The following is an 11,977-nucleotide window of genomic DNA, read 5'->3' as shown; positions in this document are numbered from 1 at the left end:
TCCCGACCAAGGAGCCACACCCCGTATGCGGAAGATACTCGTCGTCGGGGCCGGCCAGTCCGGCCTCCAGCTCGCCCTCGGACTCCAGTCGAACGGGTACGAGGTCACCCTCATGTCCAACCGGACCGCGGACGAGATCCGCACCGGCCGGGTCATGTCGACGCAGTGCATGTTCCACACCGCCCTCCAGCACGAGCGCGATCTCCAGCTGAACTTCTGGGAGTCCCAGGCCCCGAAGATCGAAGGACTCGGCGTCTCGGTGGCGGCACCGGGTTCCTGGGCCGAGGGCCCGGCGGCCCGCGCGATCGACTGGGTGGGGCACCTCGACGGGTTCGCGCAGTCCGTGGACCAGCGGGTGAAGATGGCCGGCTGGATGGAGACCTTCGCCCAGCGGGGCGGCCAGCTCGTCATCCACGGCGCCGCGGTCGGCGACCTCGACTACTTCTCCCGCACCTACGACCTGGTCCTGGTGTCGGCGGGCAAGGGCGAGCTGGTCTCGATGTTCGGCCGGGACGCCGAGCGCTCCCCGTACAGCGAGCCCCAGCGGGCCCTCGCGGTCGCCTACGTCCACGGCCTCGGCCCGCGCCCCGAGCACCCCGACTTCGACGCCGTCCGCTGCAACCTGGTCCCCGGCGTCGGCGAGCTGTTCGTGATGCCGACGCTGACCACCTCCGGCCGCGCCGACATCCTGTTCTGGGAGGGCATACCCGGCGGCCCGCTCGACGTCTTCAAGGGCGTCAAGGACCCCGCGGAGCACCTCTCCCTGACCCTGGGACTCATGGAGACGTACACCCCGTGGGAGTACGCGCGGGCCACGAAGGTCGAACTCACCGACGCCGGCGCCACCCTGGCCGGCCGCTACGCGCCGACCGTCCGCAACCCGATCGGCCGGCTCCCCGGCGGCGGCCTGGTCCTCGGCGTCGCCGACGTCGTCGTCGCGAACGACCCGATCACCGGCCAGGGCTCCAACTCGGCGTCCAAGTGCGCCGCCGCCTACCTGGCGTCCATCCTCGAACACGGCGACAAGCCGTTCGACGAGGAGTGGATGCGGGCGACCTTCGACCGCTACTGGGACACCGCCCGGCACGTCACCAAGTGGACCAACGCCATGCTGGCCCCGCCGCCGGAGCACATCCTCAACCTGATCGGCGCAGCCGGCCAACTCCAGCCCGCCGCCGACCGCTTCGCCAACGCCTTCGACGACCCGGCCGACTTCGAGAACTTCTTCTACGACCCGGAGAAGACGGGCGCCTACCTCGCTTCCCTGTCCTAGGGAGCTTCCCCCTGGGGGCCGTCCGGGCGGACGGCTCCCAGGATCGGGTGGGAGGCGATCGGTGAGATCGTGACCCGCTCGCCCGTGCGCGGTGCCTCGACCACCTCGCCCTCGCCCAGGTAGAGCGCCACATGGGTGGCGTCGTCGTGGTAGACGACCAGATCCCCCGGGCGCAGTTCGGTCAGCGGGACGCGCGGCAGCCGCGCCCACTGCTCCTGGCTGGTGCGGGGCAGCGGCGTACCCGCGTGGTTCCACGCCATCGACGTGAGCCCCGAGCAGTCGTACGTCTCCGGGCCCTCGGCGCCCCACTCGTAGGGCTTGCCGAGCTGTCGCAGCGCGTACTCCACCGCCCGTTCACCCGCCTCGGACGCCTCCCGCTGAGCACTGCCCAGCGCCCCCGAGGTCACCAGGTCCTGCTGCGCCCTGCTGATGTCCCGCTTCTCCAACTCGGCGATGCCGGCCAGCTGTTCGGTGCTGAGGGAGGCGAGCATCCCCTCCACGTCCGCGAGCCGGGCCTTCACCTCGTCCCGGTCCTCGCGCTGCCGCTCGGCGAGGGTGAGCTCCTTGTCCAGGGCCGCGCGCGCCTTGCGGGCCAGCTCCCCGGCCCGGCGCTCGCTGCCGGTCAGCCGCCCCACCGTCTCGGCCCGCTCCCGCGCCAACTGCCCGATCACATGCCCCTGTTCGAGCGCGCGCTGCGGATCGCGGGCGAGCAGCAGCCGTACGTAACCGGAGATCTCGGTGCTGCTCTGGTACTGCTGCCGGGCCAGCCGTCCGGCCGCGCCGCGGCTGTGGTGCAGGGAGAGCCGGACCCGGGCGAGCTCACGGTCCAGCCGCCCGGACTCGCCGCGCTGGACCTTGAGCTTCTCCTCGGTGGCGTTGTACGTCTCGGTGGCCCGCTCGGCCTCCCGGTACAGCCGCTGAAGATCCGTCAGCAGCCGTGACACGGACCGCTCACCGGGTTCCGGTACGGCCGCGGCGGGCACCGGCGCGAGGACGGCGCCGGCCGTCGCCGCCGCGCACACCAGACGCAGAAGCCTTCCTGACACGCCATCACCTCCGGCGCGGGTCAGCCCCTCTGCCCCGCACCGCGAGCATCCGGCGGGCGCCCGTCCGCCGCGCGCCGGGTGTGCGCGGTTCGGCGCAACGGCGTCACCCGTCCGCGTCGTCCGGCTTGCCGCCCGGCGTGGCGTCTGGCTTCGTCCACGGCCACCTCGGCCGGCGCTCCGCCCGCCCCTCGGGTTCGTAGGTGTACTTCCAGCGCCGGCTCAGCCCGACGTGCCGGCCCTCGACGCGGGGCACGCGCCGGTAGACGAGCACGGTCGGCGGACCGCCGTCGGGGGCCGGGACGGGCACGCGGTACGTCTTGGGCGGATGCCCGGTGATCCCCAGCAGCACGGGCAGGACCCGGCCGTCCAGGGGCCCGCCCACGAAGGGGGTGTCTTCGCTCTTCACGGCACCAGTGTCAGGCATCCCCGGCGAGGGCCTCGACCAGCGCCGCGGTCTGCGGGTCGCGGGCGCCGGTCACCGAGAGCACGGCGACGAACTGGTCCACCAGCCAGTCGCGCAGTTCCCCGACGGGCGGCTGCTTGTCCTCGTCGAGCCAGATCAGGGACGCCGCCTCCACCGCGGTGATCCACACCTTGACCGTCATCCGCAGCCGCAGTCCGGGCTCGGTGACGCCGAGATGGCTGAGAATGTGCTCGGCCGCGGTCCGCCGCACCCCGTCGACGATGGCGGTGGTCCGGGAGGTCTCCACCACGCTGCCGCCCTGGAGCAGGGCGGTGAACCCGGCGTCGTGCCCGTCGACGAAGGCGAGGTACCGGTCGAGCGCCCGCCCGAGCCGGGCGAGCCGGGGCCCCTCGCGCGGCTCGTCGAAGCACTGCTGGAGCTCCTCGGCCGCGGAGCGCAGCGCGGCCTCGTAGAGCTGCTGCTTGCCGCCGGGGAAGTACCGGTACACCAGCGGCCGGGAGACTCCGGCGGCCTCCGCCACGTCGTCGAGCGACACCTCCTCCGGCGCCCGGTGCGCGAAGAGCGACAGGGCGGAGGCGAGCAACTGGCTTCGCCGCTCCTCGACGCTGAGACGGCGATAGGCGGGTGTGGAGGCCGGGGGGCTCATGACGTGCAGCGTAACCGCTGCCGCCGGAGCCGGGACCGCCCCATCTCCGCGACCGTCCGGTTCCCGGCGCCCGCGGAGATCAAATCAGAAGGGGCCTAGGCCAGCAGCCCCGACGACTTCCACAGCCGGCGGCCCACGCCGCGCAGCACGCCGATGTCGTCCAGGAAGTCCGTCAGCCGCCGGGCGCCGGTCTGCATGACCTCGCGCCGGTGCCCGCTGGCCCGCACCTGCGCCACCGCCTCCCGGCGGTCCAGCCCCAGGTTCGTGTAGACCTCCGGGTTCACGAACGCCACCGAGAACACCCGCGCGAACTCGCCGGACGTCACCCTGGTGAACTCCCGCGACCACCGCGGCGCCGTCAGCATCTGCCGCCGCAGCTCCTCGCGGGCGTAGCGGACGTGCCGCGCCTCCTCCACGACATGGATCCGCGTCACGCCCCGGACCAGGGGCTGCACCCGCTCGTCGGGGAAGGTCAGCCGCTGCATCCAGTCCAGGACCTCCTCGCCGAGCAGTGTCGCCGTGAAGGAACCCGGGGTCGTGGAGACGGTCTTGAACAGGCGGCCCAGGTTCTGGTGCGCCCGGCTCACCGGGTACCACGGGGTCTCACCGCGGGAGATCAGCCGGGCGAACATCTTCGAGTGCCGGCACTCGTCCTCGATCTCGGTCAGCGCGTACCGGACGTGGGCGCTCGTGGCCGCCTTGTCGTAGATGTGCCGGACCAGCAGCTGCATCAGGATCAGCTCGAACCAGATGCCCAGGGAGGCCAGCGCCGCCGCCTCGTGCTGGGACAGCAGGATCCGCTGCTCCTCGCCCATCCTCTTCCACAGGGGGGTGTCGTACAGCGAGACCAGCTCCGGCGGCCAGAACCACTTGCCCTCCTCGAAGGGCGCGTCCCAGTCCAGCTCCGTGTCGGGGTCGAAGGAGTGCTTCGCGGAGGAGTCGAGGAGCCGTTCGGCCACCTGCTCCCGGTCCTTGAGCAGGCCCAGCGCGTCGCGCAGGCCCGCGACCGCGTCGGCATCCGTGAGCGTCGTCATGGCTCTCCCAACTCGTTACCCCGGGGTCACATCCTCCGTAGTCTTATGAGACTGCTCGTCAGCAAGGTCGTCAATCCCCTGTGCGGCACTCGTTCGTGCTGCACTCGTCGCGGACCTACACCGAACACCCGAGACCGTCCGGGACCTCCGGGGCCGCCCCCTGCGCCGGGAACGGCGTCCGCAGCGTGAAGGCGTACGGCGTCGGACCGTGGGCGCGCAGATGCAGCAGCCGCTCCTCCGCCTCGGCGACCGTCGGACGGTGGCCCGCCGGGACCCACCACAGGGTCACCATCGCCTCCCGCACATGCTCGAACCACTCCCGCCGACGCGCGAGCATCTCCCGGTGCCGGCCCTGGTACATGTACGTCGTCAGCGCCTGCGCGTCCCGCCACACCGACATGTTGATGATCAGCCACTCGTCCCCGAGCACGGGCACGTCCGTGGCGTCACCGGTGTCGCCCTGCAGCCGCCAGACGAACCCGTCGGCCGAGTCGGCGTCCGCGTTGACCGGGTCGAGCGCGTCGACGAAGTCCTTCAACAGGGGAGTGTCCAGAGGGGCTTTGAGGCGGCCGATGTTCACCTGGGCGAGTTCGAATCCGGCGGTCATGGACCGAACGGTAGGTCGGCCCGCCGAGCGCGTGGAACCCCCGTCTCACCCACCGAGCACCGCCCGCATCACCTCCCGCGCGATGGGCGCCGCGTCCCCGCCCCCGCTGATCTCCCCGCGGTCCGCCTCCGCGTCCTCCACCACCACCGCGACCGCCACCTTCGGCTCCACGTCCCGCGCGCCCTGCGCCCACGAGACGAACCAGGCGTACGGCGTACCGGAGTTGCCGATGCCGTGCTGCGCGGTACCGGTCTTCCCGCCGACCACCGCCCCGGGGATCGCCGCGTTGGTGCCGGTCCCCTCGCGCACCACGTCCGTCATCAGCTCCCGCAGCCGCCACGCGGTCGCCGGATGCATCGCCTGCCGCACCGGCCGCGGCCCGGCCGCGGCCAGCGTCGCGCCACCGCCGCGGACGGTCCGCTCCACCAGGTACGGCTCCCGCAGCTGCCCCCCGCTCGCCACCGCCGCCGAGACCATCGCCATCTGCAACGGCGTCGCCCGCGTGTTGTACTGCCCGATCGCCGACAGCGCGAGCTGCGCCCGGTCCACCGTCGTGTCGAAGGTGCTCGGCGCCACCGAGTAGGGGATCCGCACCCCCGCGTCGTTGAACCCGAACGCCTGCGCGGTCGCGGCGAGGTCCTCGACCCCCACCCGCACCCCCAGCTTCGCGAACACCGTGTTGCACGACCACATGAACGCCGCCCGCAGCGACACGTCCGTGCACCCCCGCGCCTCGTTGGTCAGCCTCGTCGAGGTGCCCGGCAGGGTGTACGGGGCGGGGGAGTCGGTGGGCTCGTCCACATCGGTCACCACCCCCGCGTCCAGCGCCGCCGCCGCCGTCACCACCTTGAACGTCGAACCCGGCGGATAGGTCTGCCGCACCGCCCGGTTGAGCATCGGCTTGTCCGGGTCCTCGTTCAGCCCGATCCAGGACCGCTCCACCGTCGGCCCGTTCCCCGACAGCGCCTCCGGGTTGTACGACGGCGTCGACACCAGCGCCAGGATCCGCCCCGTCGACGGATCCACCGCCGCCACCGCCCCCTTGCGCCCGCCGAGCCCGTCGTACGCCGCCCGCTGCGCGCCCGCGTCCAGGGTCGTCACCACGTCGCCGCCCGCGCTCCTCGCCCGGGTCAGCCCGTTCAGCAGCGGGAACGTCGCCAGCATCGGATCCGCGCCGGACAGCACCCCGTCCTCGGCGTGCTCCAGGAACGTCGTCCCGTACACCTGCGAGGCGAACCCGGTCACCGGCGCGTACAACGGGCCGTAGGGGTAGGTGCGTTCGTAGCGCAGCTGCTCGCCGGTGTCCTTGGAGCCGGTGACCGGCCGCCCCTCCACCAGGATGTCCCCGCGCGGCTGCCCGTACCGGGCGATGACCGGCCGCCGGTTGGCTGGGCTGCTGTCGTAGGTGTCGGCCTCGATCACCTGCAACCGGGTGGCGTTCACCAGCAGCGCGGCCAGCAGCAGGGCGCACAGGACGGCCGCGAACCTGATGTGCCGCCTCACGCCTTCTCCTCCGCCGCGACCGGCCGCCGCGCCGAGTCGCTCACCCGCACCAGCAGCGCCACGATCGCCCAGTTGGTGACCACCGACGAACCGCCCTGCGCCAGGAACGGCATCGCCATGCCGGTCAGCGGGATCAGCCCGGTCACCCCGCCCGCGATCACGAACACCTGGAGCGCCACGATCGAGGCGAGCCCCACCGCGAGCAGCTGGCCGAAGGGGTCGCGCAGCGCGAGCCCGGCCCGGTAGCCGCGCTCCACCAGCAGGCCGTAGAGCAGGAAGATCGCGGCCAGGCCGGCCAGGCCCAGCTCCTCGCCCGCGGTGGCCAGGATGAAGTCCGACTTGGCGGCGAAGCCGATGAGCACGGAGTGGCCGAGCCCGAGGCCGGTGCCGAGGATGCCGCCCGCCGCGAACGCGAACAGCGACTGGGAGAGCTGGTTGGGCCCCTGCCCCGCCTCGATCGAGGCGAACGGATGCAGCCAGTCCTCGACCCTGCTGTGCACGTGCGGCTCCAGCCAGCCCACCGCCACCGCGCCCAGCGAGGCCAGCAGCAGCCCCACCGCGATCCACCCGGTGCGCCCGGTGGCGACGTACAGCAGGATCACGAACAGCCCGAAGAACAGCAGCGAGGTCCCCAGGTCCCGTTCCAGGACCAGTACGCCGACGCTCAGCAGCCAGATGGAGACGATCGGCCCGAGCACCCGCCCGGTCGGCAGCTGCACCCCCCAGACCCTGCGGCCCGCGTACGCCAGCGCGCCCCGGTTCGCGGCCAGGTAGGCGGCGAAGAACACCGCGAGCAGCACCTTCGCGAACTCGCCCGGCTGGATGGAGAACCCGGCGATCCGGATCCAGATGCGGGCGCCGTTCACGGCGGGGAACAGGATCGGCAGGACCAGCAGCCCGAGGGCGCCGGCCACGCACACGTACGCGTACCGCTGCAGGACGCGGTGGTCGCGCAGCAGCAGGACGGTCACGATGAAGAACGCCACCCCCAGGGTGGACCAGACGAGTTGGGCGGGCGCCGCCCGGTCGCCCGGTGTCTCCAGGTCGAGCCGGTAGATCAGCACCAGGCCGAGGCCGTTGAGCAGCACGCCGATCGGCAGCAGCAGCGGGTCCGCGCACGGCGCCCGGAACCGCACCGCCAGATGGGCGACGAGCGCCAGCACGCCGAGCCCGGCGCCGTAACCAGCGGCGCCGGGCGGCACGGTGCCGGTGCGGGCGAGGCCCACAGCGCAGTAGCCGTACACGGAGAGCAGGACGGCTACGACGATGAGGGCCAGTTCGATGCCACGGCGCCGGGGGAGGAGGACGGGGGGAGCGGGTGCGTCCGCTCTGGCCACGGTGATTCCGGCCTTGCTCATGTCCGGAACTTACCCAAATCGGCAGACTTGTGTGCCTTCTGGTTCAGCACCAGCGTGGCGCGGCCCCGATGTTGTCGATGTACCGGGCCGATCCCCAGGCCCAGGTGCCGTCCGGGAGGAGGTACCACAGCGGGTTGCCCTGGATGTTCTGGCCGACCGTCTTGCAGTAGATCTGCACGATCTGCCCGCGGCGCACGGTCCTGATGACCTGGCTGCCCCGGTTGGGGGCGCTGCGCAGGAGCAGGGTGTCGGCGGTCACGACGCCCTTGTACAGACGGGGGTTCTGGCTCTGCGGCCGGCTCTGGCCCTGGCTCTGGCCCTGGCTCTGCGACCAGTTCTGCCCCTGCCCTTGCCCCTGGCTCTGGTTCTGACTCTGGTTCTGGTTGTTCCCGTTCCCGCCGGACGACTGCCAGTCCTCGCCCGCGACGGCGGGTGTGGCGGCGGCCGCGGCGGCGAGGGCGCCGGCAACGACGGATATGACGAGACGGGAGCGCAGCGACATGGGACACCTCCACGAACGGGCGGAATCTGACTACCCGCCACGCTATGAGCGCCCGGTGCGGCCCGCCTCTTCGCTTGGGCCATCCGGAAGAACCAACGTGGCCACGGCCCCGCCGTCCGCCGCGTTCGCGAACGTCAGCCGCGCCCCGAGCACCTCCGCCTGCCCCAGCGCGATGGTCAGCCCCAGCCCGTGCCCGCGCGCCCCGCCCTCGGTCCGGAACCGCTGCGGACCGTGCTCCAGGAGGTACGCCGGATACCCGTCCCCGTGGTCGCGGACCGTCACCCGGGGCCCGTCGACCCGCACCGCGACCGGCCCCCGCCCGTGCCGGTGCGCGTTCGCCACCAGGTTCCCCAGCACCCTTTCCAGCCGCCGCCGGTCCGTCTCCACCGCGGTGTCGCGCACCACGACGACCTCCGTCGGCCGCCCGGCGCCGCGCACCACCCGCTCGGCCAGCGCGCCCAGTTGCTCGGTGTCCACGTCGAGCCGTTCCCGCCCGGCGTCCAGCCGGGAGATCTCCAGCAGGTCCTCGGTGAGCGTGCGCAGCGCGGCCACCCGGTCCCGCACCAGCTCCGTCGGCCGGCCCGGCGGCAGCAGTTCCGCCGCCGCGTGCAGCCCGGTCAGCGGGGTGCGCAGTTCGTGGGCCACGTCCGCCGTGAACCGCTGCTCGGCCTGGAGCTTGCCCTGCAGGGAGGACGCCATGGAGTCCAGCGCGGCGGCCACCGCCGCCACCTCGTCCTGGGGGCGCGTCGGATCCTTCGTACGGGGATCGTCGACGCGCGCGTCCAGGTCGCCGCCGCTGATCCGGCGGGCCACCCGGGCCGTCGCGTGCAGCCGCCGCGTCACCCGGGTCACCGCGAGCGCCCCCACCAGCAGCGTGGCCCCGATGGCCAGCGCCGAGGACCACAGGATCGCCCGGTCCAGGCCCTCGATCGTGCGGGCCTGCTGCGAGTAGTCGACCCGCACCGCCAGCGCCCGGGCCCCGTCCGCGGGACCCGCCGCCCACATCGTCGGCCTGCCCTCGTGCTCGGCGACCATCGTGCCGCGGTCACCGGACACGGCCAGCTCCCGCAGCTCCCCGGGCAGCCCCGGGGGATCCACCCCGGCCCCCGGCATCAGCCGGTCCCCGGTCTCGAACGCGGTCGTGGCGTCGGTCAGCCGGGAGAGCGCCTCGGTGCGGGCCCGGCCGACGGTCTGGTTGGTCACCGAGACGTGCACCAGCACCCCGAGCAGCGCCGTGAGCGCGCAGCACATCACGGTGATGAACAGCGCGGTCTTCATGCCGAGCGTCCCGGCCCAGCGGGGCAGCGCGAGCCTCATCGGCCACTCGCCGAGGCGGAGGCGGACGGCTCCGAGGGCGCCGTCGACGTCGGCCCGGGCGAGTGCCCGTCCTCCCCCGTGCGCAGCATCTCGTCGTGGGTGAGCAGCATGGCGTTGGCCCCGCCGTCCCAGGTCCACTGGAGCCGGTACTCGTACCCCGAGACCTCCGACGGCGCGCGGACGATCACCGACCGCCCGGCCAGCTCGACCGCGCTGACCGCGTCGTCGTACGCCATCACCCGGACCAGCCGGTGCTTCTGGACGGTGTAGACGCGGATGCCGGTCAGCCGGTCCGGCAGCAGCCGGAAGCCGAGCGTCAGGTCCTCGTGCCCGTCGCCGCTGAGGTCCCGGTAGTAGGGCGTGAGCACGGGGCAGCGCGCCCGGTCGCCGCCCGGCCCGCAGTCCGCCATCCGCCGCGCGGTCTCCCGGTACGGCGCCTTCGCGGCCGTGTACGTGCCGGGGTTCGCGGCGATCTCCGCCCGGACCACCGCCACCGGGTCCACCCGGCGGATGTCGTCGCCCGGCACCTCGACGCCCTTGACGACCGCGGTGGTCACCTCGCCGATCTCGAAGGCCGGACTGGAGGCGGGCGTCAGCTCCGGCCACAGCCGGGCCGGACTGACCGCGGTGGGCGTGGCGCCCGCGCCCTCCAGCCCGCCCGCGTCACCGCAGCCCGCGGCGGTCGCCAGCACCAGGGCGACGGCGGCGGCCGTACGCAGGACGCTGAGGGGCACGGTGCTCCTGTGGTTCAGAGGTGAGCGGTGGCCCCGTACACCTTATTCTTGGGTAAGTCCGTTTTGCCTGCTCACTCGGTGAGCTCCTCCAGGAGGCGCGCGGTGGAGAGCCCGGCGCGCAGATACTCGACGAAGAGGTCGTTGTGCAGGGCCCAGGGTGAGCGCCGGGACCGTATCAGCCGGATCGCCTCCTCCGCCGAGTGGCCCCGCCGTACCAGCGTCTGGGCCACGACCAGACCCGAGCGGTTGTACCCGTGAAAGCAGCGCACCAGTACCGAGCGGCCCGCGTCCAGCGCCTCGCAGGCGGCCTGCGCCAGCCGGATCACGCCCGCGAGCTGGGTGCCGTCCAGGGGCCCGTCCGGGATGGGCCACACATGGTGCTCCACCTGGCGGTCGGGCCCGTGCCCCGGCAGCCGCAACAGCGTCTGCACGAGGTCGAACTCGTCCCGCACGACGGCGAGCTCCAGCCGCCCCGACGCCGTCCGGAACTCGTGACCGCCCATCCACAGGCCGGGCGTGATCTCGTCCCACGGGGTGTCCGGGGCGGGAACGTCGGGTTGCTTCACACGGTCACGCAATGGGCGCCTCCCCCAACTTCCCGGCCAACTCCACTCAAAGGTAACCAACTTCTTGCCCCTGGAGCACCCCGCCTGTTCCCATGGTCAAAGGGGTGATGGCCCATGAGCGCACTACGTGTCGTGCCGACCTGGCGCCATGGACAGGAGCGGCTGTACGTCTGCCTCACCGACGGCAGGAACATCGCCTGGTACGACCGTGACACCGCCAGGGTCAACCTGCTCAGCGACGAGCGCAGAGAGGACGTGCTGAAGGCCCTGAAGCCGTTCCTGACGGGCGAGGTGACCATCGGCCCGCCACCGGTGCCGACCCCGGCCGAGCTGGCCCGGCTGAGCCTCCACCCGGACGACGACCTCGCGCCGAACCGCCCCGGCGAGGCCCTGCTGATCGCCCTGGACCGGGACCCGTCCCCGCCCCGTCGGCTGCGCGCGGACCCCAGGCGCCGGGCGCTCCTCGCCGAACAGGCCGTCGGTGAGGTACTGGACCGGCTGGACGGCGCCGGCTGGCACATCCTGCACTCCGTGCCGCTGCCCGGCGGCGCCCGTATCCACCATCTGGCGATCGGCCCGGCGGGCCTGTTCGCCGTCCACTCCCTCTACGCCCGCAAGCAGCGGATCCGGGTCGCGGACCCGCTGGTCACGGTGGCCCGGCAGGCGCCGCAACCGCTGCTGCGCCGGGTCCGCGCCGACGCCGACCGCGCGTCCTACGCCCTGACCGCCGAGGTCCACCCCGTACTGGCCGTGGCCGGCCCCGCCGACATCTCCATCACCGCGCCCCTGCGCGAGGTCCGGGTCCTCCCGCACACGGACCTGCCGACCCTGACCCACCAGGACCCCGTCCTGAAACCAGCAGACATAGAGTCCCTGCACACCCAAGCCCGAACCCGCCAAACCTGGCACCACCTGTAGCCACCCCACCCCACCCACCCCTCCTCAGCCATGGGCAGCCACCCAGCCC

13 protein-coding genes are annotated in these 11,977 nt (G+C 73.0%); 2 read left to right on the top strand and 11 right to left on the bottom strand.

The features are described 5' to 3' along the window. Window positions 1-25: 25 nt before the first annotated feature. Window positions 26-1,273 carry a styrene monooxygenase/indole monooxygenase family protein gene (locus ABT296_RS04630; RefSeq protein WP_351923160.1) on the top strand — a complete coding sequence of 416 codons (1,248 nt, stop codon included), beginning with the start codon at window positions 26-28 and terminating at the stop codon, window positions 1,271-1,273. On the opposite strand, the gene ABT296_RS04625 is transcribed toward ABT296_RS04630, so the two are convergent. From ABT296_RS04625 to ABT296_RS04575, 11 genes are all read right to left on the bottom strand, one after another. Next, window positions 1,270-2,319, bottom strand: coding sequence for a C40 family peptidase (locus ABT296_RS04625; RefSeq protein WP_351923158.1), 1,050 nt, complete (start codon window positions 2,317-2,319; stop codon window positions 1,270-1,272). The two genes, ABT296_RS04630 and ABT296_RS04625, sit on opposite strands and share 4 nt — an antisense overlap. 103 nt (window positions 2,320-2,422) lie before the next feature. Next, window positions 2,423-2,725: a DUF8847 domain-containing protein gene (locus ABT296_RS04620; RefSeq protein WP_351923156.1), complete on the bottom strand. Its 303-nt coding sequence runs from the start codon at window positions 2,723-2,725 to the stop codon at window positions 2,423-2,425. Between the two features lie 10 nt (window positions 2,726-2,735). Continuing rightward, the gene (locus ABT296_RS04615) at window positions 2,736-3,389 is read right to left on the bottom strand and encodes a TetR/AcrR family transcriptional regulator (RefSeq protein ID WP_351923154.1); all 654 of its coding nucleotides are present in this window, start codon (window positions 3,387-3,389) and stop codon (window positions 2,736-2,738) included. 95 nt (window positions 3,390-3,484) lie between these two features. Continuing rightward, entirely contained in the window at window positions 3,485-4,423 is a 939-nt protein-coding gene (locus ABT296_RS04610; RefSeq protein ID WP_351923152.1) for an AurF N-oxygenase family protein, read from the bottom strand. 115 nt (window positions 4,424-4,538) lie between these two features. Then, on the bottom strand, window positions 4,539-5,030 hold the full coding sequence (locus ABT296_RS04605; protein WP_351923150.1) for a DUF3291 domain-containing protein: 492 nt from the start codon (window positions 5,028-5,030) through the stop codon (window positions 4,539-4,541). Between the two features lie 45 nt (window positions 5,031-5,075). Further along, entirely contained in the window at window positions 5,076-6,533 is a 1,458-nt protein-coding gene (locus ABT296_RS04600; protein ID WP_351923148.1) for a penicillin-binding transpeptidase domain-containing protein, read from the bottom strand. Continuing rightward, on the bottom strand, window positions 6,530-7,891 hold the full coding sequence (locus ABT296_RS04595) for an FtsW/RodA/SpoVE family cell cycle protein (RefSeq protein ID WP_351923146.1): 1,362 nt from the start codon (window positions 7,889-7,891) through the stop codon (window positions 6,530-6,532). Before ABT296_RS04595 ends, ABT296_RS04600 begins: the two co-directional genes overlap by 4 nt. Window positions 7,892-7,934: 43 nt before the next feature. After that, on the bottom strand, window positions 7,935-8,393 hold the full coding sequence (locus tag ABT296_RS04590) for an SH3 domain-containing protein (RefSeq protein ID WP_351923144.1): 459 nt from the start codon (window positions 8,391-8,393) through the stop codon (window positions 7,935-7,937). A gap of 42 nt (window positions 8,394-8,435) precedes the next feature. Next, window positions 8,436-9,710 carry an ATP-binding protein gene (locus tag ABT296_RS04585; protein ID WP_351923142.1) on the bottom strand — a complete coding sequence of 425 codons (1,275 nt, stop codon included), beginning with the start codon at window positions 9,708-9,710 and terminating at the stop codon, window positions 8,436-8,438. Further along, a complete protein-coding gene (locus ABT296_RS04580; protein WP_351923140.1) occupies window positions 9,707-10,444 on the bottom strand; it encodes a hypothetical protein in 738 nt (245 codons plus the stop codon). Before ABT296_RS04580 ends, ABT296_RS04585 begins: the two co-directional genes overlap by 4 nt. A gap of 71 nt (window positions 10,445-10,515) precedes the next feature. Beyond that, entirely contained in the window at window positions 10,516-11,022 is a 507-nt protein-coding gene (locus ABT296_RS04575; RefSeq protein ID WP_351923138.1) for a protein-tyrosine phosphatase family protein, read from the bottom strand. Window positions 11,023-11,124: 102 nt separating this feature from the next. Between ABT296_RS04575 and ABT296_RS04570 the strand changes: the two genes are divergently transcribed. Next, the gene (locus tag ABT296_RS04570) at window positions 11,125-11,928 is read left to right on the top strand and encodes a nuclease-related domain-containing protein (RefSeq protein ID WP_351923136.1); all 804 of its coding nucleotides are present in this window, start codon (window positions 11,125-11,127) and stop codon (window positions 11,926-11,928) included. The last annotated feature ends 49 nt before the right edge of the window (window positions 11,929-11,977 follow it).

It is taken from the genome of Streptomyces sp. NPDC000983, assembly GCF_040299205.1.
GTDB lineage: Bacteria > Actinomycetota > Actinomycetes > Streptomycetales > Streptomycetaceae > Streptomyces.
The sequence above is the reverse complement of the archived record's forward strand: the minus strand, read 5'-3'. Positions and strand labels throughout refer to the sequence as shown.